Source organism: Chitiniphilus purpureus (genome assembly GCF_025642115.1).
GTDB lineage: Bacteria > Pseudomonadota > Gammaproteobacteria > Burkholderiales > Chitinibacteraceae > Chitiniphilus > Chitiniphilus purpureus.
Genome location: NZ_CP106753.1, coordinates 3,106,915 through 3,128,697 on the forward strand (window position 1 = coordinate 3,106,915; position 21,783 = coordinate 3,128,697).

General features: G+C 68.9%; 17 protein-coding genes. 16 read left to right on the forward strand and 1 reads right to left on the reverse strand.

Annotated elements, in window-relative coordinates; genetic code table 11:
• The first annotated feature begins 148 nt into the window (after nt 1–148).
• A complete protein-coding gene (locus tag N8I74_RS14385; RefSeq protein ID WP_263123796.1) occupies nt 149–1,573 on the forward strand; it encodes an autotransporter outer membrane beta-barrel domain-containing protein in 1,425 nt (474 codons plus the stop codon).
• A gap of 182 nt (nt 1,574–1,755) precedes the next feature.
• Nucleotides 1,756–2,382 (forward strand): glutathione S-transferase, encoded by a 627-nt coding sequence (locus tag N8I74_RS14390; RefSeq protein ID WP_263123797.1) that lies wholly within the window; start codon nt 1,756–1,758, stop codon nt 2,380–2,382.
• 27 nt (nt 2,383–2,409) lie between these two features.
• Here N8I74_RS14390 and N8I74_RS14395 read toward each other — a convergent pair whose 3' ends face one another.
• Nucleotides 2,410–4,404 carry a UvrD-helicase domain-containing protein gene (locus N8I74_RS14395; RefSeq protein ID WP_263123798.1) on the reverse strand — a complete coding sequence of 665 codons (1,995 nt, stop codon included), beginning with the start codon at nt 4,402–4,404 and terminating at the stop codon, nt 2,410–2,412.
• Between the two features lie 472 nt (nt 4,405–4,876).
• Here N8I74_RS14395 and N8I74_RS14400 point away from each other — a divergent pair, with 472 nt between their 5' ends.
• The 14 genes from N8I74_RS14400 (at nt 4,877) to N8I74_RS14465 (ending at nt 21,694) form a co-directional block, all read left to right on the forward strand.
• Nucleotides 4,877–5,815 (forward strand): AfsR/SARP family transcriptional regulator, encoded by a 939-nt coding sequence (locus N8I74_RS14400; protein ID WP_263123799.1) that lies wholly within the window; start codon nt 4,877–4,879, stop codon nt 5,813–5,815.
• A gap of 185 nt (nt 5,816–6,000) precedes the next feature.
• On the forward strand, nt 6,001–6,291 hold the full coding sequence (locus tag N8I74_RS14405; RefSeq protein ID WP_263123800.1) for a hypothetical protein: 291 nt from the start codon (nt 6,001–6,003) through the stop codon (nt 6,289–6,291).
• 39 nt (nt 6,292–6,330) lie between these two features.
• Nucleotides 6,331–9,357: a papain-like cysteine protease family protein gene (locus N8I74_RS14410; RefSeq protein ID WP_263123801.1), complete on the forward strand. Its 3,027-nt coding sequence runs from the start codon at nt 6,331–6,333 to the stop codon at nt 9,355–9,357.
• A gap of 24 nt (nt 9,358–9,381) precedes the next feature.
• Nucleotides 9,382–10,371 (forward strand): hypothetical protein, encoded by a 990-nt coding sequence (locus tag N8I74_RS14415; protein ID WP_263123802.1) that lies wholly within the window; start codon nt 9,382–9,384, stop codon nt 10,369–10,371.
• Nucleotides 10,371–10,625 carry a hypothetical protein gene (locus tag N8I74_RS14420; RefSeq protein WP_263123803.1) on the forward strand — a complete coding sequence of 85 codons (255 nt, stop codon included), beginning with the start codon at nt 10,371–10,373 and terminating at the stop codon, nt 10,623–10,625. Before N8I74_RS14415 ends, N8I74_RS14420 begins: the two co-directional genes overlap by 1 nt.
• Nucleotides 10,622–11,413, forward strand: a complete 792-nt coding sequence (locus tag N8I74_RS14425; protein WP_263123804.1) for a hypothetical protein — start codon at nt 10,622–10,624, stop codon at nt 11,411–11,413. The genes N8I74_RS14420 and N8I74_RS14425 overlap by 4 nt, the downstream gene beginning before the upstream one ends.
• Nucleotides 11,414–11,418: 5 nt before the next feature.
• Nucleotides 11,419–12,789 carry a S8 family peptidase gene (locus N8I74_RS14430; RefSeq protein ID WP_263123805.1) on the forward strand — a complete coding sequence of 457 codons (1,371 nt, stop codon included), beginning with the start codon at nt 11,419–11,421 and terminating at the stop codon, nt 12,787–12,789.
• A gap of 27 nt (nt 12,790–12,816) precedes the next feature.
• Nucleotides 12,817–14,844 (forward strand): hypothetical protein, encoded by a 2,028-nt coding sequence (locus N8I74_RS14435; protein WP_263123806.1) that lies wholly within the window; start codon nt 12,817–12,819, stop codon nt 14,842–14,844.
• Nucleotides 14,845–15,084: 240 nt separating this feature from the next.
• A complete protein-coding gene (locus N8I74_RS14440; RefSeq protein WP_263123807.1) occupies nt 15,085–16,134 on the forward strand; it encodes a hypothetical protein in 1,050 nt (349 codons plus the stop codon).
• A gap of 16 nt (nt 16,135–16,150) precedes the next feature.
• Entirely contained in the window at nt 16,151–17,425 is a 1,275-nt protein-coding gene (locus N8I74_RS14445; RefSeq protein ID WP_263123808.1) for a hypothetical protein, read from the forward strand.
• 15 nt (nt 17,426–17,440) lie between these two features.
• Entirely contained in the window at nt 17,441–18,655 is a 1,215-nt protein-coding gene (locus tag N8I74_RS14450) for a hypothetical protein (RefSeq protein ID WP_263123809.1), read from the forward strand.
• An 11-nt stretch (nt 18,656–18,666) separates the two neighbouring features.
• Nucleotides 18,667–19,518, forward strand: a complete 852-nt coding sequence (locus N8I74_RS14455; protein WP_263123810.1) for a hypothetical protein — start codon at nt 18,667–18,669, stop codon at nt 19,516–19,518.
• Entirely contained in the window at nt 19,515–20,861 is a 1,347-nt protein-coding gene (locus N8I74_RS14460) for a hypothetical protein (RefSeq protein ID WP_263123811.1), read from the forward strand. The genes N8I74_RS14455 and N8I74_RS14460 overlap by 4 nt, the downstream gene beginning before the upstream one ends.
• A gap of 68 nt (nt 20,862–20,929) precedes the next feature.
• Nucleotides 20,930–21,694 carry a ParA family protein gene (locus tag N8I74_RS14465; RefSeq protein ID WP_263123812.1) on the forward strand — a complete coding sequence of 255 codons (765 nt, stop codon included), beginning with the start codon at nt 20,930–20,932 and terminating at the stop codon, nt 21,692–21,694.
• Nucleotides 21,695–21,783: the final 89 nt, after the last annotated feature.

Consider the following 21,783-nt stretch of genomic DNA (forward strand, 5'->3'; position numbering starts at 1 on the left):
GGCGCACTGCGGCGCCTGGCGCCGCAGTGCCGCTCGTCTCCTGGCCATGCCATGCGCCTGGGCGGCGCAACCAAGGCACGGCCGCACGGTCAGCCGGAAAAAGGCCGCAAGCACCCGCGCACGGTGCCGGCCAGGAGGATCGCCGCCCATGTTGTTGCTCGTCCGCGCCTTGCTGCCAGCCTGCCTGGGCCGGCTGTGCCTCAAGCTCAGGCTGCGGGCACTGCGCGGGCTGTTCCTTGCGCTGCCCTGGGTGGCGCCGGTTGTCGCCGGGGACGGCCCCATTGCGGTGCTGGCCGGTCAACCGCTGCAGCTTGCACTTGCCAACCGGGAGGGCTCGCCCTTCGTCGGCGGCAGCGTGGTGGCAGTGGAACCGGCGCACGCCGGGCTGGCCACGCTGACCGCCAAGGCGCGCATCGATGCCCCACCCGTCCTGCTGCTCGCCTTTGCCCCCGCCCCTGGGTTTGCCGGGCCGGCCACCGTCCGCTACGCGCTGCGCGATCGCAACGACGGCGTGGTGCTCGCCACACTGCAACTGCAGGTCGTGCCGCGTCCGGCGCCCGGCACCGCCTCCGACATGCCGGCGCTGCTGTCGGCCCAGGCCGGCTTCGCGCGGCGCAGTGCCGGTGCGCAGATCGGCAATCTGCTGCCGCGGCTGGCGCAGTTGCGCGAGGCCGATCATCAGGCGCGCAGCCGGCTCGGGCTGTATCTGGACGGGCAGCAGTTGCCGTGGCAGGACCAGCGCGCGGTGGAAGGCATCGCACAATACCTGCCGCGTGATCTGTCGCTATGGAGCGCAGGGACGCTGAACGTGGGCACCGAACGGGGCGTGGCATTCAACACGTCGGGGCTGAGCGTCGGCGCCGACTACCCGTTCACGCCCTATCTGAGTGGCGGCATCGGGCTGGGCTATGGGCACGGCGACAGCCTCATCGGCTGGGGCAGTGCGCAGCAGGCGCGCAATGTCACGCTCACCGCATACAGCAGCTTCCGCCCGTGGCCCGCATTCTATCTGGACAGCCTGATCGGTTACGGCCGGGTGTACTTCGACGCCGACCGGCAGCCGCTGGAGGCCCGCTATCGGGCACGCCGCCAGGCCAATCAGGTCTACGGCGCACTGGCATTTGGATACGACTACCGGCTCGACGGCTTGCGCCTCAACCCCTACGGCCGCTTCGAGCTGATCCGCGCCCGCCTGTACGACTACCAGGAGGCGGCCGAGCTTGCCGGCGCGCTCCATGCCGCGGAACAGGGGCTGAGCAGCCGCTCGGGTACGCTGGGGATGTACATGGACCATCCGTTCTCGCTCGATACCGGCCGGCTCACCCCGCATGTGCGGCTGGAATACCAGTACTGGCTGCGCGACAACGACCCGGCGCGGCTACGCTATCTCGATACGCCGGGCACGGACTATCGCATCGACCCGGCCAATGCCGGCAGCGAGCAGATGATCTATGGCGTCGGGTTGGATTGGGCATTGCCGGACGATCTCTCGCTGGGGGTGCGTTACGATCACACCGAAGGCGAGGAGCAGCGCAGCGAGCGCGGCATGCTCAATGCCCGCAAGCGTTTCTGAGCATCGGCCACCCACCCGCAATGGTCCGTACGCGCTTGATGACAAGATCTGCAACAGTATCCCGTCAGCATATTCCACGCCCTGCTTTCTGAAATACCGCTGTCGCACCTGCGCAACGGCGCTGGTCTCGCCAGCGCGGGCACTCTAGAATTGAGCGCAGACTTCCCGCCCATAGGCCTCCCATGAAGCTGATCACTTCGCTGACAAGTCCTTACGGAAGAAAGGTTCGCATTGTGCTGCACGAAAAGCGCATCGAATGCCAGATCATCGTGGCCTCGCCCTGGGAGCAAAGCCATCTCGTCTGCGAGCACAATCCTTTGGGCAAGGTGCCGGTGCTGCTCCTGGACGATGGCAAACCGCTGTACGACTCGCGCGTCATCGTCGAATACCTGGAGCATGTCTCACCGGTGGGCAAGCTGATTCCGGCCGACCACCGCCAGGCGATCCGCGCCAAGCGCTGGGAAGCACTGGCTGACGGCATCCTCGATGCCGCCACCGCCATCATGCAGGAGCGCAAACGGCCGGCCAAGCTGCAATCGGCCGACGCGATCGCACATAACCAGGGCAAGATCGAACGCGGATTGAGGCAGCTGTCGCATGAGCTGGGCGAACGCAAGTGGTGCCTGGGCGACAGCTTCTCGCTGGCCGACATCGCCGTCGGCTGCCTGCTGGGCTATCTTGCATTCCGTTTTTCCGAAGAGGACTGGGCCGCGGCGTATCCGAACCTGGCCGCGCTGCACGAACGACTGCAGGAGCGCCCCGCCTTTCTGGAAACCGTGCCGCGCGACGTGGCGGCGCTGCCGGCCTGACGCGCCGCCGGCAGCAAGGCGGCCCCGTCAGCCCAGCTTGGCCATCAGCCCGGCCAGCATCGCGCGGCCTTCCTGCTTGGTCACGAGCGGCTCGGACTTCGCCCCGGCCAAGCGCCCGGATACCCGGATCTCCTCGGCCGGCAGCTCGCGCAGGAAACGGCTGGGCTGGGTGATCTGCCATTCGCCGGCGCGCTTGCGCTTGCCGCAGTAGGTGATGGTGAGCGAGCGCTGCGCGCGGGTGATGCCCACATACATCAGGCGGCGCTCCTCCTCGACCATGTTGCCTTCGATCGAATTGGCGTGCGGCAGGATGTCCTCCTCGCAGCCGATCAGGAACACGTGCGGGTATTCCAGCCCCTTGGACGCATGCAGCGTGGTGAGCCTGACCGCGTCCACCTCGGCCTCGTCGCGCCCTTCAAGCATGGTGATCAGCGCGATGTTCTGCACGATCTCGATCAGGCTGCGCCCTTTTTCCTGGCCCTGCTTGTCGACCCAGCCGACGAAGTCCTGCACATTCTTCCACTTGGTCTCGGCCGGGCGCGGCTCCTCGGTGTCGTAAAGCCAGGTCTCGTACCCGATCGCGGCCAGCAGTTCCTGCAGCAACGCGCCGGCCGGCTCGGTGCGCGCGCGGTACTGCAGGTTGTTGATGAAACCGGCGAAGACCTTGAGCGGCTCGTACTGCTGCGGTTGCACCTGGTGGATGAAGCCTTCCTCGAACACCGCCGCAAACAGCGAGCAATGGCGCTCGGCCGCATAGGCACCCAGCCGTTCCAGCGTGACATTGCCTACGCCGCGCTTGGGCGTGGTCACCGCGCGGATGAAGGCTGGATCGTCGTTCTCGTTGGCCGCCAGGCGCAGGTAGGCCAGCACGTCCTTGATCTCGGCGCGCTCGAAAAAGCTCTGCCCGCCCGAGATCACATACGGAATGCGCTGGGTGCGCAACGCCGTCTCGATGATGCGCGCCTGGAAGTTGCTGCGATAGAGGACGGCGTAGTCCTTGAAGCCCGTGCCGGCCTCGAACTTGTGCGCCTGCAGCTTCATGCAGACCAGCTCGGCCTCGTGCTCCTCGTTCTTGGCCTCGATGATCTGCACCGGATCGCCGATCCCGAGGTCGGACCACAGCGTCTTCTCAAAGAGCTTGGGGTTGTTGGCGATCACCGCATTGGCGCACTTGAGGATACGCGCCACCGAACGGTAGTTCTGCTCCAGCTTGATCACCTTGAGCCGCGGGAAATCCTGCTGCAGCAGCCGCAGGTTCTCCATGTCGGCACCGCGCCAGGCATAGATGCTCTGATCGTCGTCGCCCACTGCGGTGAACTGGCCGGAAACGCCGGTCAGGAGCTTGACCATCTGGTACTGGGTGGCGTTGGTGTCCTGGCATTCGTCGATCAACAGATAGCGCAGCCGCTGCTGCCACTTCCTGAGCACCTCCTCCCCGGCCTCGAACAGATCCACCGGCAGGCGGATCAGGTCGTCGAAATCCACGGCCTGGTAGGCGAGCAGTGTGTCCTGATAGGCACGGTACAGCCTGGCCAGGTGCAGCTCGCCCTCGGATGCGGCGCTGTGCAGGGCTGCATCCGGGCTGACGCGGTCATTCTTGAGCAGCGAAATGCGTGAGACGGTGGCACGCACCAGCGCCTTGTCGGTGGTGGCCAGCAGATCGGAGATGATCTTGGCGGCATCCGCCGAATCGAGGATGGAGAACTGGGGCTTGTAGCCGATATGCCGCGCCTCTTCGCGCAGGATGCGCATCCCCAGGCTGTGGAAGGTGGACACCGTCAGCCCGCGCAGCCGGCCCGGGTCCATCAGCGATGCCACCCGCTCCTGCATTTCACGCGCGGCCTTGTTGGTGAAGGTGATGGCGGCGATGTTGCGCGCATCCATCTGCGCCTGCTCGATCAGGTAGGCGATCTTCTGCGTGATCACCCGCGTCTTGCCCGAGCCTGCGCCGGCCAGCACGAGGCACGGTCCGTCCAGGTAACGCACGGCCGCCTGCTGCGGCGCATTGAGGGTGTGGAGCATTGGCAGATGGCGCGATGGAAGACGGCGGCCATTTTACCGCGACTGCCCCCCGCCCACGCCGCAATGTCGGCCCGCACGGCGGAAGGTGCGCCATCCTGGCCGGGGCGCCGGTTGTGCATCGTGCCGATGCCCCTTTCCCGGTGCGCCGGCCAATCCTGACCCTGTAAATACGGTCAATGCTCCGTTCATCATGCCAACGTGTTAGGCCGTCGCCCGCAGGTCGGAACGGGCCGGCTATTTTTCCACATTACCTGGGGAACACAGTGCAGCGGCCACAAGCATCTGCAAGCAGGTGACACCTGGCCCGCGGCCACCGCCGCGGGCAACCGTGCCGACGCCTCACCGCCGCAGCACAAGGCAGGCACGACGGGAGCACGTCTGCCCGGTGGCGCAATGGCCGCCACCGCTGGCGGCGCGGCTCCGGATGATGCGCCCCGACTCCGATGACGGTCCGGCAAACAAGGGAGTAAGCATGGCAGCCTTGCTGCACCTGAACCTGTTTGGCTCGATGTCGATCCATCTCAACGGCCATCCAGCCCCCGCGCTGACGCTGGGCGGGCGCATGGCCAGCCTGCTCGCCTTCCTGGCGCTGGCCCGCGGGCGCTTCTTCAGCCGCAGCGAGCTGTGCGCCGTGCTGTGGGCCGACCGCGGCGACACCGTCAATCCCGGCGCATTCAACACCACGTTGTGGCGACTGCGCCGGGCGCTGGAGCAGCCACCGTTGGCCCAGGGCAGTGTGATCGGCAGCGACGGGCGTGGCGGCATCGGTCTGTTGACCGGCGAGGCGCTGCTGCTGGACATCGAGGAATTCCAGCGCCTGACCGGACCGGGTCTCGCGCATCCGTTGGAGGCGCTGACCGAGGCCGATATCGCCGGCCTGCGCGCCGGCGTGGCGCTGTACAAGGCCGATATCCTGTGCGAGTTCAACGACGACTGGGCACTGCGCGAACGTGAAAAGCAGCGCCGCACCTATCTGAACGCGCATGGCCGGCTGATGAAGCTGGCCGCGCTCGGCGCCGACCATCCGGCCGGCATCCGCCATGCCCAGGCCATCCTCGATTGCGATCCGCTGCGTGAGGACATCCACCGCGAGCTGATGCGGCTGTATGTGCTGGCAGGGCAGCGTGCGCTGGCGCTGCGGCAGTTCGAGTATTGCCGCGGCCTGCTCAAGCGTGAGCTGGCGATCCAGCCCATGCCCGAGACCGTGGCGCTGTACCAGCACATCAATGCCGGGGCGATCGGTACGGCCGTCGGCAGCAGCCCGATGCTCGGCGCGGCCCAGGCCAGCCTCGCCGCCGCCCTGCTGCCGTCCCGGGCACCCGACCCGCGCGACCAGATCGAAGCAGCCCGCCGCCTGCTCGCCGAAGCCGATGCGCAGTTGCAGCGTTCGCTGCGCCAGCTCGAATCCTGACTCTCCCTCCCCCCACTCCCCGCTCCCGCCACAGCCGCGCCGGGTTCCGCGCCAGCGGACCCGGCACGGCTGCGGCCGCTGCGCATTTTCCTTACGGGTGCGTGATGGCGTTGTGATGACGCCGAGACAGCCCGGTGAGCGGCGCGGACGACACTGCAATCCGAACAGCGAGGAGTCTTGTGCGCATGACGCTGCTGGAAGACCAGTCCGCCTCGTTCATCGTGCGGATCTGGCGCGAGCACGGGGAGACCGACAACGCCCCTGCCGAATGGCGCGGTTCGATCGAACACGTGCAGACCGGCCAGCGTGGCTTTTTCCGCGAGCTGCGCGCGATCGAGCGCTTCATGGCGCCGCTGTTGCAGCAGATCGGCATCGACAGCACCCAGCGGTTCTGGGAGGCGATGTCGCCCGAGATGCCGCAGGAAGCGGGCAGCGCGCCCGATGACACGATGTCCGGAACACCCCCCGCCGCCTGATGAGGCGTGCACCGGGACCGTGTGCCGGTAGGAGGATACATGCCACTCATCCGCGCCAATCGCGAATCGGTCGACGACCGCTTCAGCGTGCTGGGATTCACCATCCGCACCGAAAGCCCGCTGTTCGAAGTGGGCATCGCCACCGATCCGGAGCTGTTCCGGCCCGAGCGGCGTGCACAGCGCAGCCGCAGCAACTTCTATTCGAGCCGTGCCGGTGGCGGCGCGATCCGTGCGCGGCGTGGTGAGGCGGTCTACCTGGTGCCGGCGGATGTACTGGCCAATTTCGTCGGCCAGCCACGGCTGTACTTCGGGCTGGCGACCTATGCCGAAGGCGGCGGGGGCGGGGTGCCGGATGCCATCCAGGTGCCCGGCGCCGGCAACATGTACGTGAACATCAGCGGTCTCACCGGCCGCGGCCTGCGCCGGCTGGTCAGCAGCGCGGCGCCCTCGTCCTACGGCCCGGTCAACGGCCACGATGCCAGCCTCGCCTGGGGCGGCGATGCACAGGCGCCCGCAGCACGGCACGACCCATCCCGCGCCGCCGAGGCCACGCCCCGGCCGGATGCCGGCCGGCCACCCGCGGCCGCGGACTACGACGACGGCTTCGGTGTCTTCCCCAATCCCACGCCGGCGACGGCACCGGCCCCCACTGCGCAGGCACTGGCGCAACAACCCAAGGTACGGGTGACCGACCAGGCGCGCCGCCCGGTGCACGCCCCCTCGACCGGCGTACTCGGCCAGACCGAAGCCCGGCTCGCGCTGGCCGCGCTGACGGTGCTGCAACCACCGCTGATCGCGCTGGTCGGCGCACTGCGGCTGGTGGTGGACCGGTACAACGTCAGCATCGGGATCGGCCCCTCGGTCAGCGCGGGCCTGCTGGTGGGCGGCGGGCTGGGCGCCGGGCTGATCTTCGCCCCGGGCGGGAAGATCGGCTACTACGGCCAGTTCGATGTGCGCGCCGGTCTGATCGACAGCGCTTCGGCCGAATTGCAGATCACCATCGTCAAGGGCGGCATTGAGGCGTTCGGCGGCATCAGCTTCGCGGTGGCGGTCGAGGTCGATCTGGCGGTCTCGGTCAGCGCCCAGGCGCTGTTCGACACCACGCCCAGCTTCCAGGGGGTGACCTTCGGCGCCGGTGCCGGGCTCGGCGTGGAACCGATCCAGGTGTTCATCGCCATGCAGGGCAGCGCCGCCTCGGTGCTGGGGCAATCGTTCGATGCGCCGGTCCATGCTGACGCCAACGCGGCGGACAGCGTGGCGCAGGCGCTGGCCATTCCGCTCGACCCAGGCCAGGGCGGACGCTCGATCGGGCTGGATGCGCTGCACGCGGGCGACCTGATCGTCTCGACCGCCCGCCATCCGGTGTCGTACCTGATCCGTGCCGGCACGCTGTCGGCGATCAGCCATACCCTGCTCTACATCGGCGGCGGCAAGGTGATCGAAGCGGTCGGCGATGGCGTGCGCGAAGTCAATCTGGGCGACGCGATCGGTGATGCCATCCTCGCGGTGGCCTACCGCGACCCGCGGGTGGATGCGGCCAAGGCGGCCGCCATCGTCGCCTACGCCAAGTCCCGGCTCGGCCAGCCGTACAACTACGCCGGCGTGGCCTTCAGCGGCTACCGCACGCTCAACCCCGGCGGGGCGCTCATCATCGACCGCATCGCCAGGCTGGCCGGGCTGCAGGTGGGCCAGGCCAGTGCCTCGTACTGCTCCGAGCTGGTGTACGACGCCTTCAAGGCCGCCGGCGTGACGCTGCCGGGCGCACTGCCGGCGGAAAGCCGGCCCAGCGACGTGGTCGATCTGTTCGACGCCAAGAAGCTGGTCTATGTCGGCCATCTGATCGCACGCGACGAGATCCTGCTGCTGGGCATCGACGACAGCCATGCCCTGTCCGGCCAGTCATTCGCGGTGCATTGGACCACCGTGCCCTATTACCCGCAGACCAGCCGCAAATCCTGCTGGGCCGCCAGCGCGGCCATGGTGGTCGGCTGGCGCGACAACCGGCATATCTCGGACAAGGAGATCGCCGACGCGGTACTGGCGCTCGATGCCTACAGGACCGGGCTGTGGCCCAAGGATCGCCATCAGCTCGCCAACGCATGGAACCTGGTGCCCGAGCCACCGGCCTCGTATGGCCTCGATCAATGGCGGGAATGGCTCGAACAGTACGGTCCGCTGTATATCGACATGACCTGGGATGAGCACGGCGGCGGGCATGCGCGCGTGCTGGTCGGCATGCAGAGCGACGGCGCGCCGGACGGCTCGGATACCTATATGTACCTGCACGACCCATGGCCGAGCACCGGCGGGCGGCTCAAGCTGACCTATGCGCAGTTCGTCGCGCTGTACGAAGGGCGCACCGGCAATTCGGGCGGGCAGCTGCAGTACCAGGTGCTGCACAGCGCCGCGCTGCCCACCCATGTCCATGCCAATACGGCCGCGCCGTTCGCGCTGGCGACCGCCGCACTGTCCGACCCCGCGCCGCAGCCGGCCGAGCCCGTCAGGCTGCCACCGCCGCCCGAGCCGCTGGTGCAGCAGCAACAGTTGGAGAGCCGGCCCTTGAGCGGCGGGGCGATCGAGATCGCCTCGGCGGTGGTCGGCGCGGTGATGGAACGTCTGGTGAACAACGAGGGCGACATCACCTGGGAACTGGATCAGCTGCGCGGCATGAAGCACCCCAACGATGCCGCACCCAACCCGCTGCCGGCGGCGCACAACGGCCCCACCATCCGGCTGACCGACTGGCCCGCCTTCACCAACCACCTGGGCGATGAGATCAGTGCCGGCTTCGAGATCAACTGGCAGTACAACGGACAATCGGTCGGCAATGTGCTGATCAGCAACGTGGCCACCAACGATGCGGTCGGCTGGGGCCTGTCGGTCAAGGCCAAGATCATGGACGACAACATCGTCTACCCACGCGACAACCCGACCTTCGCCGCGCTCAAGGTGCGCTTCGAGTACCGCTTCACCCGCACCATCGGCAGCGACCTGATCGCGATCCGCGACGTGCACCTGTTCGGCAACGGCCGCTACAACCTGTCCAGCCGCTGGGAACAATCCTGAGGCGCGAGCGGATAGAGAACCGGTATGGCCACCCCACTGCCCCCACCACCGCCCGTCATCGGCTACAGCGAAGGCCTCGCCGTGCGGCCGCTGCCGGGCATGCCCGGCACCGCCACACAACCGGCAGCGCCCGCCGCCGCACCGGTGCCCGCCCCGGCGCCCAAGCCGGCGGCGACCGAGACACTGGCGCAGCGCACCGGCGCACTGGTCAACGAGGTGGATTTCCCGGGGTTCGTGTCGCAGTTGGTCAACGGCACCTTCGACGCCATCGTCGACGCGTCTATCCGGCAGATGGAGAGCTACGCCAGCCTGGTCGCCGCGGTGGCCAAGACGGTGGACCAGTTCACCGAGGAGAACGTCACCCCCAACCAGGCCCGCGATTGGCTGGCCCAGCGCCATCCGGGCGAGGTGACGCTGCAGTTGCCCACCCCCGAGCAGCCCGAGCCGCGACTGGTGCCGCGCGCGGAAGGATTGATGCCGGCGTGGCTGGCCGATTACGGCATCCAGAACGAGGAATTGACCAGCGAACTGCTGGAGACGCAGGTGCTGCCGCAGGTGCGGCTCAAGGTCGGCGGCGAGCGCCAGCAGCTGCTGGCGGCGATGGTCACGCTGGGATTGAACCGCGTGGCGGTGAAGGATGGCTCGATCACCGCCAAGGTGATGTTCCGCGCCGCCGCATCCGACGTGGCCAAGGTCGGCTACGCCGCCGGCAGCGATCCGGCGCAGCAGGCGCAGGGCTGGGGCCAGCGCGGCAGCCAGACCTACGCCACCGGCAACACCATGGTGTCGACGCTGGCGGTGAACGCGCAGAACGACACCAACCTGCGTGCCGACCTCTTTGGCGAGGTGCGGCTCAACTTCGTCAGCGAGACGCTGCCGCTGGACAAGCTGGCGGACATGGCCAGGATCGCACTGGTGCAGCGCAACCTGCCGGGCATGCAGCAGCAGGCGCCGGCGCCTGCCGCTGCCGTCCCGCCCGCGCCGGCAGCGCCTGACCAGGGTGGAGGTGCGTGATGCTGCGCGACCTTGCCGACGTGCTGCTCGACCTGCATGAGGGCATGACCGCCGCCAGCCAACGCTGGCACACCGGCGTGCGCCTTGTCGATGCGCAGATGGCGTTGCCGATGGAGGTGCGTGCGGTGTTCCGCGATGGCGGCGTGGTGCTGCAGGCCGACGTGTTGCGCAATCTGGCGGATGCCGGATGGTTGGCGCAACCGTCGCGGCTGACGCTCACCTGGTCCGAAACCCCGGTGGAGACGCTGCCATGAACGCCGGCATCCCGCCGCTGGTGCAGGACAGCGGTGTCCCGTTCGACCTGTTCATCCAGGCGCTGACCGAACAGCTGGACAAGGCGCAGGCGGCGATGGCGCTCAAGGCGCGCGTCGGCAAGCTGCCGCTCACCTTCGCGGTCAAGGAGGTGTCGCTCGACCTGCGCGCCTTTGTGCAGATGGTCGACGACGACCTCTATGTGCGCCCGGCCGGGCCCGGCGACAGCGAGGCCAGCACCATCAAGCTCGCGCTCACCACCATCACCAAGCCGATGATCGAAGAGAACGCGATCGACTTCAAACCGGAGGACCCCAGGCTGTCGCTGCGCGAGGCGTTCGGCGACGACAAGGACAGCGAGGAACTGCAGCGCCGGCTGGAACGCATCGGCGTGCGCAACGTGCAGCAGCTCTCCGAATTGCGCAGGACCGCCGGCGCCGACGTGATCGCCCGGCTCGCGCGCCTGCCGGTGAACCGGCTGCAGCAGGCGCTGATGACCGCCGCCGCACCGCGCGTCACCCGTGTGGAAGCCCCCATCGATGCGGCCCGGCCCGATACCCGCGTGCATCTGACCAGCCCACTGCTGCGCGCCGGCATGCTGCCCAAGGTCCGTGCCGCCGGTGGCATGGTACCGGTGGTCGAAGCCCAGGACGGCAGCCTGGTGCTGGCACCGCTGGCCGGCCAGCTGGGCTGCGAGGCCGAGATCGACTTCGGCGACGGCGAACTGGGCCGGGTGCTGCTGGAGGCTGGCAGCGTGGGCTCACTGGCGCCGCGCGCCGGAGACGCATGATGGCCATGCTGCGCGCCCCCCGCCGTCTGCTGGTGACGCTCCGGTTGGGCGAGCTGCCCGGACACCTGCCCAGCCTGCTGGCGTGCCGGCGCTACGGCGTGGCCCCGGCCGAGCATATCGATGGTGGCCCGATCGACCGGCTGCTGCGCCACCACGGCGGCGGCGCCCGTGCCACGCGGCTGCACAACGCGCGCCTGCCGCACGACGCGCGTCCCGACGTGTCCGGCGCGCGCCGCTACGACGACGTCGAGCAGCTCAGCGGCGTGGCACGCGTACTGCGCATCACGGTGGCCGACGACGCCGGCGTGCCCACACTGCTCGATGCGCTGGCGCAGCTTGCAAGCGTGGAGGCGGTGCGGCCGGACCGGCTGGCCGGCACGCCGTTCGACCTGACGCCCGCCACCGCCCCGGCACTGGACGAGGCGGCCGCGTGGCAACCGCGCCAACTGGTGCGGTTGCCCGAAGCGCTCGGCTTCGAGCCGGGCGATCCGGCGGTCATCGTCGGGCTGGCCGACTCGGGCGTGCTGGGCGGGGGCGAACTGGGCCAGAGCCTGCGCCGCGGCTTTGACACGGTGGACCTGGAAGCCGGCCTGATGGGCGCGCTCACGCTGGTGGGCGACCATAGCGGGCGCGACGACGATCCGCTGGACGAAGTGGGCCATGGCACCGGTTGCGCCGGCATCCTCGCCGCCTGCGGCCCGACCCTGCCCCCCGGCGGCGCCGGCCTGTGCGGGCTGACCCCGGTGCGGGTGCTGGGCGCCGCGCAACAGGGGGCCAAGCGGGTGGGCATCGGCGCGCTTTCCAATATCGATGCCGGCATGAAGCGGCTGATCGACCTGGGCGCCAAGGTGATCAACATGAGCTTCGGCACGGCCGAGGGCGCGCTGCTGTTCACCCACGAGCGTCCGCACGAGGAAGTGGTGCGCTACGCGCTGTCGCGCGGCGTGATCCTGGTGGCCGCCAGCGGCAACTCGGGCAAGGACGAACGTTACTACCCGGCCGCACACGACGGCGTGATCGCGGTCGGCGCGGTCGACGATGCGCTGCAGCCGGCCCGCTTTTCCACCCGCGGCGCGCATGTGGCGCTGTGCGCGCCGGGGCAGCGCGTTTGGACCTGCGGCCTTGCCGGCTACCAGCAGGCCACCGGCACCAGCTTCGCCGCGCCGTTCGTGTCGGCCGTGTGCGCGCTGATGGCGAGCTATGCCCAACGGCGGGCACTCGCGCTCACCCCGGCGCTGGCGCGCGACATCCTGATGCAGTCCGCCCGGCCGTTCGCTGCGCCAGGCGTGGAAGGCTGCGGCGCCGGCGTGCTCGATGCGCTGGCGGCATTGCAATTGCTCGACGAGCGGCTGGACGAGCTTTTGGGAGACGACTGAACGGCGCACAGGCCGCAAGGAGCACATATGGCAGAACAGCACACCCCCGCGCCGGCGCCCAAGCACGATCCGACGCCGGCCATCCCGGATCAGCCCAAAGGCGCCAAGCCCGCGCCCGGGCTCGCGCCGCCCGGCCTCAAACCGGCACCCGGCGCACCGGCGGCAACACCGGGCGATACGGCGGCGGCCAGGAAAGCCGCCACAGGCGGGGCCGGCAACAAGGCCAAGGCAAGCGGAGGCGGCAACCTCCGGAAGGACAACAATCCGTTTGGAGGCACATCCATGAAACGCATCCTGCTGGTAGACCTGAGTGAACGCGACCACCGCAAGCGGCTTGAGCTGGCCGAGGTGCTGCAGCGCCTCAATACCCTGGACGACACCAAGGAAAAGAGCGGCGGACTCACCGCGGCACAGCAGCGCGAGCGCGACCGGCTGGCCCGGCTGCTCGACGGCGACGTGGTGCTCGACCCGTTCTACCGCCATGTGGTGGCCACGCTGCACCAGCGCGACGTGATCAAGCTGGAGGGCTACAACCCGCCCTACCTGCACAAGCACGGACTGATGGGCTCGCAGCTGGGACTGCCCGGCGACAAACAAGGGCTGGATGCCGGCGAGCAGGAGATCGCCGGCGTGTGCGGCCTGCTGCTGCTGGACAACTACACCGAACCGGACCGCCCCGGCTTTCGCGCCAGGGTGACGCAGGCGCAGGGCGAGTACCGCGAACACGCCGCGCTGTTCCAGGCGGTGTTCCGCCGGCTGTCCTCGCAGCATCTGGTGGGACTGGACAGCCAGATCCGCCAGCAGCTGGTCAACGAGGCCATCGTCGGCTGCATCCGGCCCGACGATCGCATCTCGGACCGGCGCGATGCGGATACCGGCGAGATCGGCAACAGCACGGACTATGTGCCCGGCCGCTACGACGAGGTGGCCGCGCTGTCGGCCCGGAGCGTGGCCGGCGTGGTGCGCAAGCTCGCCGCCGACCGCATCACCGCCAATGATCCCTGGCTCGCCAGCCGCATCGAAGCGGGGTTCGACGCGTTGACCGGCGTGCTGGCCGGCGGCCCGCCGTCGTCGCTGGAGATCGCGCTGCCGGATCTGGAGGATTCGGTGGATGTGGAGATCGTGCAGGAAAACCTGCACGCGGTGCAGGCCATCTACTTCAGCTACATGCTGGAAGAGGCACGGCTGTTCCAGGTGGTCGAACGCATCGTCGAACTGTTCCGCCAGGGCCTGCTGCCGCTGGGCCGCGGCAAGGCCGGCGACTATCTGTTCCGCTACTACAAGACCGCTGGCGAGCGCATCACCGAGGCCGAGCGGCGCGACCTCTACATGCGGGCCTTCGGCGCGCCCGGGGGCGATCCCAATGGCAGCATGCCCAACCGGGAGTTCAACGAGCTGTGGCTGCGCTTCGTCTCGGCGGTCTCCAACTTTGCCCGCCAGATCTCGGTGGAAAAGCTGCTGCGGCAGAACGTGCCGATGGCGGTGTCGCAGGAGCAGGTGCGCAAGGCGGCGCGCGACCTTGCGGCCAACCTGTCGCTGCATGGCTACGGCATCGCCTACTTCGCTGCGACCGAGCTGCAGCAGAGCATCCTGGAGTTCCGCGATGTGCTGTCCGACGCCGAGGTGCGCGGCGCCTTCGGCGCGCGCGACATGTGGCAGGTGATCGACCAGGTGAACGCCAACTACCTGGGCGGACCGCGCAACACCTACCGCTACCGGGTGCAGGCCAACGCCGGCGCCATCGTCGTGCGCTGGCTGGCCAAGAACCACCAGCGCCTGTCGGGCCGCTTCGGCATGGAGGTGATCTCGATCGAGGCACTGACCAACCCGCAGCTGCGCGCACTGGGCAGCGAGCGGCCGTTGGTCGACCCGAGCGACTGGGATCTGGTGAACGCCTGCGAGCAGTGGCTGGCCGTCGGCGGCGTGCAGGACCAGAGCATCGAGCAGTATTCGCAGCCGATCGAGTCGCCGGTGATCACCAGCAAGCCGATCGAGATGCCGCAGGCGGCGCGCGACGTGCTCGACAGCGTCGGGATTTCGTTGCCGGGAATGTGAACCGCACGTCCCGGATTGCAGGGGAAACCCGGAACTTGAAGCACAGGGAACACTAAGAGCACCGGGCAGGACCGGGGAGAACCCCGGTTCTGCAGGCACACAGAGAACGTGGAGCAAGGGACAGCGGGTCTTTTCTTCTCTTGTTTTCCACTGTGGCGCTCTGAGTTCTCTGTACCCGCTGTGATTCAAGACCTGGGGTTTCAATCCCCCCAAGTCGTGGACCTCACCAGGAGAACCATCATGCCCAACGGCAAACGCCCCATGGCCGACTATGTGAAACATTCGCTCGTCCAGGCCTCCAGCCGCCTGGGCGTGAAGAGCCCACTCGCCTACGTGAACGGGCTGATCGACCGCAGCTTCAGCCTGCCCGAGGACGATCTTTCGTACGCCGACAACGCGCTCACCCCGGGCGCGGTGCCGTTCGAGCCCTCGTTCTCCGAGACCGAGCCCAACGCGCTGCGCTTCACCATCGAACCGCTGGGGCCCAACGCGCCGCCGGTGGCGCGCCGCGACGAGGCCACGCGCGAGATGCGCCGGCTGATCGCGCCGTGCTTCGGCAACCATGCCCTGCGCTGGTTCGACCAGCGCAGCGAGGAATGGCGCGGCATGAACGGCCTGGGGTGGATGTCCTACGGCGCCTGGTTCGGCAGTGCCTTCGACGAAGACGGCCTCTACGCCGCCAAGATCTACTACGAGCTGACGCCCTCGCAGATCAACGCGCTGGCGCCCGAACTCGCCCGGCTCACCCAGCTGGTGATGGGCGAGATGCCGAGCCTGTTCCCCATCTTCACCTCGATCGGCTGCAAGCGCGAGCTGGGCAGCCAGCGGGTCACCTTCATGCACCGCGGCCCGCTCACGGTCTCCGCGCTCGGCCCGTTGATGAACCGGCTCGGCATCGGCCACCAGCTGCCCAGCCTGATGCGGGTGGTCGGCGTGGCACTCGGCGGGCGCTTCGAACTGCCGCACGGCGGCGTGCTGCTGGGCCTGCGCCAGGGGCAGGACGGGGTGGAACTGAAGCTGGAGATCCTGCTCGCCGCGCTGCCCGATCTGCCGAGCCGTTTCCTTGATCTGCTGCGCCTTGGGCTCGCCGAGCGGCCACGGCAGTTGGCGGCCATGGAGCGCTGGCTGACCGCCTTCGGCATGGGCGACCTGAACGAACCGGGCCACTTCTCGGTGTTGAGCGTGCGCGTCACGCCCAAGGCGCAGGCCCGCATCAGCCTCTACGTGCGGCCGATCGAGTTCGAGATGCGCGATGTCATCGAGGAAGGCCGCAACGCGGCCTTGGCCTGAGCGCCGGGAGACCATCATGGCTGCCACCGTCAGCAAGGAAAACCTGGATGCCACGCGACTGGCCGTGCGCGATCTGCTGTCCAAGAGCCAGGCGTTCAACGCGCTGGACGAGGACAGGCGCCGCCAGCTTGCCAATGACCTGGTGCAGATCGGCACGTATCTGGCCGAGCCGGACGGCGTGCGCGTCGGTGCCGATCAGCAGAGTGCGCCGATACGGGCACTGGCCGAAGAGGGCGGCGGACGGCGGCTGACCGCCAACCGCAACAACAGCGACGAGGGGGTGTTCACCGCCCAGAGCGCGCGCGAGGGCGCGGCGGTCGCCGGCGCCTTGCTGGAGGCGGTCAACTTCCCCGAGTTCGTCTCCGGGCTGATCGACGGCGTGTTCCATTCCATCGTCACCAGCTCGATCCAGCAGATGGAGGCGTATGCCAAACTGGTGGCCGACGTGTCGAAGAGCCTCAACCAGTTCCGCGACGACAACACCACGCAGAACCAGGGGCGTGACCATCTGATCGAGCAGTTCCCCGACGTGTTCGAGCTGACGATGGATACCGGCGACTTCGGCGCGGATTTCGGCAGCGACAGCGGCGCCCGGCGGGGGCCGCGGGTACGGGTGCGCGAAGGCGTGGACGAGCGCACCGCCATGGCGCGCATCAACCAGTCGCTGCCGCTGGAACAACCGCTGAACCGGCTGGACGACGCGCTGGTGGAATCGGTGCTGGTGCCGGCCGCGCGCACCCAGTTGGCCAGCAGCCGGCAGCAACTCCTGGCCACCACCATCATGCTCGGGATCAACCGTATCGTGGTCACCGACGGCAAGATCCAGGCCAAGGTGATGTACGACTTCCAGGCGCGCGACAACATGCAGTTCCGCAAGAGCGCGCAGCAGTTCGACTACGGCGACCAGTACGTCTCCACCAGCAGCGGCACCTACGAAGGTGAAGGATCCAGCTCGCGCCAGGGCGCCAGTCGCGGCGCGGACGGCAGCTACCAGGGCGGCAGCCGCGATTCGAACTACTACTCCAAGGGTGAGTACAAGCACACCTCGCAGCCGGTGCTCAAGCTTGCCTCGGCGTCGCAGACCTCGATCGATGCCAGCCTCACCACCAAGGCCTCGCTCGCCGGCGTGGTGGAGGTCAACTTCAAGAGCGACTACCTGCCGCTGGAGAAACTCGCCAATCCCGAGGCCATTGCCGCCATCCAGGGCAACGCGCAGCCGGGCATGGTCAAGAACATCGTCAACCGCCCGGCCGCCCCGGCCCCGGCCAACCCTGCGGCACCGGCCGCCTGAGCGGGCAGAACGATCATGAACGCGCCCTCCTCCCTTGCTGCCGGCGATCCGGCCTGGCTCGACGACGAGACCCTGGCGGCGGTGCGCCCGCAAGTACGGCAGCTGCTGCAGCAATCGCCCGGCTTTCAGGCGCTCTCGGCCGACGAGCAGCGCGACATCGCCCGCAACATGGTCCGCGTGGCCGCCTACATGAGCAACCCGCAGGGCCTGGCCAAGGAGGAGCTGACGCCGGGCCGGAGTGTGCTGGCACATGCGCAGGATGCAGTGGACAACGCCAAGCACAAGGCGTCGGACAAGGTCGGCACCTTCGCCGGCAAGGATTTCGAGGCCGGCGCGATGCGCGAGGGCGGCGAACAGTTCAGCAAGTTCATCGGCTCGGTCGATTTCCCGCAATTCGTCGGCGGGCTGATCCAGAACGTGTTCCAGGCCATCGTCACCGCATCGATCCAGCAGATGAACGCCTATGCCGAGATGCTCAAATCGGTGGCGCAGACCGTGGACCAGTTCGCCCAGGACAACATCTCGCTCAACAATGCGCGCGACTGGCTGGTGGACAAGTTCCCCGGCGAGCTGGGGCTTGACGAATCGGGCGCGGGCGAGACCGGCAACCCGATGCTGGCGCTGCAGGCGGAGGACGAGGAAGGCTTTCTGCGGCGTGTCAGCCAGGAGATGAGCCTGGCCAAGCCGGTGACCGACCTGTCCGACCCCGAGCAGGAAGGCCGGCTGGTGCAGGCGGCGCGGCTGCAGATGGCCCGGAGCCGCCAGCAGTTGCTGGCGTCGATGGTGGTGCTGGGCATCAGTCGCATCGTGGTCACCGACGGCCTGATCAACGCCAAGGTGGTGTTCGACTTCCGCAGCTCGGACGAGGCCCGGCGTGATGCGCGCGCCGCGCTCTACGACAGCAAATCGAGCCGCAACAAGAACACCACGGTCGCCGGTGCGTTCTTTGGCTGGGGCGGCGGCGCGACCGCCAATACCAACGAGCAGCGCCACATGACCACGGTGTCGTCGTCGGTTGACGAAACCAGTGAATCCAAGGCCGAGATGAAGGCCAAGCTCACCGGCGAGGTGCGCGTCAACTTCAAGTCGGACTACTTCCCGATGGAGAAGCTCGCCTCGCCGGCGATGATCGCCTCGATCCAGGGCAACGCCACGCCGTACGATCCCAACGCTGCGGCGAGGCCGCGTCAACCCGCCCAGGCCGCGCCCGCGGACCAGCCGGCGACCTGAGGAGCGCGGCGATGGATGTGTTGGCACCGCCCACCCGACCGGCCCTGCCCTACAGCGAACATCTGCTGCAGGCGGCACTGAGCCTGGCGCTGGCATCGCTGCAGGCGCACGAGCTGGCGCTGGCGCAGGCCGAGCTGGGCGAGATCGGCCTGCCCGACGCCGCGCCCGGCCGGGGCGAACTGACGCAACTTGACCCGCTCGCGCCGCTGTATCTGGCACACGAGCTGGAGCGCGCGGGGCTGCTCGCCACCGCCGAGAAGGTCGCCGGGCTGTTTGCCAGCGGCGCCGTCGCGCCACCACCGGGCGAAGCGGCCACCGCGCTGCATCGTTTCTGGCGCACGCGGCGGGAACGGCTCAACGAAACCGAGCGCCGCGCCCTGTTCGGGCAGGTGTTCGAAGCCCAGGTGTTCTACCCCAGGATGCAGCGGCTGTGCGAGGCCATCCTGGCGCTGGCGGACAACGGCGATACGATGGACGTGCGCGAGGATGTCGGCCTCAGGCTGGCGGTCCGCGCCCTGCGCGAGCTGCTGTTCACCCGCCTGGGCGGCATGGTAGCGTTCACCGCGCGCGACGTGCTGGACACGGTGCGCGAAGCCGCCCTCTTCCTGCGCGACCCCGCGCTGCTGCAGGCGTTCTCGGTACGCAGCCTGTGGGGCCTGCTGGCTGTCGGCGGCGAGCGCAGCGAGCACGAGGCGCGCCAGTACGCCGAACTGGGGGCGGCCGGCATCGAGCTGTTGCGTTGGCTGGCGCGGCCCGACGCCGGCGACGGCGGGCCGCAGGCCGGCCAGGCGGCAGTGCGGCCCTTGTTCGGCGCCGCACAGCGCTGGCTGATGGCCTGGGGCAGCCTGCCGGCATCGTCATGAGCGCGTCCGCCACGGCGCCTGCCGCGGCGCCCGCGTCCTCCCCGCCCGCATGGTTGCGCCAGGCGGTGCGCGGCGTGCTCGAACAGGCACCCGGGTATCAGGCGCTGGACCCCGGCGCACGCCGTGCGCTGGCGCAGGCCATGGTCAAGGTCTCGTCGCTCGCAGCCGAACTGATCGCCGAGGAGCACGCCGCCGACACGGCCCTGCCCGATCCCGCACCGCTGGCGCAGGCACAGGAGGCACCGGCCTTCGGCGCCGCCACCGACCGCATCGCCGACACCACGCGCAGCGTGCTGGGCGCGGTGTCGTTCCCCCGCTTCGTCACCGATCTGGTGCAGGGCGTGTTCCGCGCCATGCTCGATTCCACCAGCCAGCAGATGCAGATGTACGTGGAACTGCTGAACAACGTCTCGGCCTCGGCGGCCGGGTTCGAACGCAGCCAGTATTCGGTGGCCCAGGTGCGGCGCTGGCTGGCCGAGCGTTTTCCCGAGGCGATCGCGTACGACGAGCCCGAACTGGAACCGGGCGAAACCATTGATCCGGAGGAGATCGAGGACATCCGGCTGCGCCTGAAGCCCGGCGCCCGCATGCCGGATGCCGAAACCTTGCGCGCCGGCCTGGGCATGGAACCCAGCGAGCCGATCGAGGCCAGCAATCCGGAACAGCTGGTGCCGCTGGCCCGCCGCCAGATCGCGCGCCAGCGCCAGCAGATGCTCGCCACCATGGTGATGATGGGCATGCAGCGCATCGTGATCGACAGTGGCCGGATCAACGCCTCGATGCGCTTTCATATCGATACCCGCAGCGCAGCCAACGAAGACCGCGGCAGCCAGTTCGGCCTGCACAACCGGATCAAGGCCGGCGCCCGCGCCAGCCTGGGTCCGTGGGGGGCCAGCGCCGAGGTGGAGAACACCATCAGCTATGTCTCCACGCAGCGTACCCAGCGCACCGAGGAGATCAATACCGACGTGGAACTCAATTCATCGGTGGAGCTGAATTTCCGCACCGACCACCTGCCGCTGGACCGCATGGCCGGCGGGGCACAGGCCGAGCGTATCCGCAGCGCGTCGCTCAATCCGGCGGCCGAGACCGGCCAGACCCCGGCCGAGCGCGGCGCGCGGCGCGCGGCGCAGATGCAGGCCGAGCGCGAACGGCGTGGCAACGTCCACAGTGCGATCGGCGAAGCCAGCCGCCCGCCCCCGCCCGGCGCACCGCTGCCGATCCCGGCGCCGGCCGCCCCCAATCCGGCCACGGCGCCGCCGGCCGGCACCCCCACCGCACCAGCGCCGGCCCCATCGGCCGCGAGCCCCGCGCCAGCCGCCGCTGCCCCTGCGGCGCGCTGACCGGCGCGCTTTCCTGCCCCGCGGTTTTGGACTAAGGTCGCAGGCTCATCGAGCAGGCATATCCACAGATGACCATCATCGCGGTATTCAATCAGAAGGGCGGCGTCGGCAAGACCACCGTCACCGCCCACCTGGCGGCCACGCTGGCGCGCAACGGCACCGAGCCGCTGGTGATCGATCTGGACCCACAGGCACATCTCACCGCGCTGTGGGGATTGCGCCCGCGGCCCGAGGAAACGGTGCTGCGTTTCTACCAGGGCCTCGCGCCGCTCACCGAACTGGCGCGGCCGCTGCCGTGCGGTGTGCAGTTCATCCCCTCGCACCTGGAGTTGTCGAAGGTCGATACCCAGGTGATCCGCCACCGCGATCACGTGTGGCGACTGAAGCTGGGGCTCGCCGCCGAGATGCTGAGCGGCAACGGCGTGCCCATCCTGATCGACTGCAGCCCGACGCTGGGCCCGCTGGCGTTCTCGGCGCTGTTCGCCGCCGACCTGGTGCTGGTGCCGGTCGCCGCGGACTATCTCGCGCTGAATGGCGCCGCACTGCTGGAGCGCACGCTCGCCGGCCTCACCCGCTTCTGCGGCCGCCTGCCGCGCCGCTATCTGCTCAACCGCTACGTCTCCGGGCAGGTGACCGCCGAAAAGGTGCTGGGCCAGCTGGCGCAGCGCTACGGCGCGGAACTGCTGCGCGCGCGCATCCACGAGCAGGAAGTGCTGGGTGCGGCAGCCGCCACCGGTGAGGACATCTTCAGCTTCGCCCCCGAAAGCCGCGCCGCGGCCGATTTCGCCTTCCTGCTGGACGAACTGGCGGAACAGCGGCTGCTGCGCTGGTAGTCATCGCTGGCCACACCCGGCGCAGCGGTCCTGGCAGGCAGCAGCGCGCGGCGCCCATCCCGGCTGCACCGGCCATCCATGCAGTGATT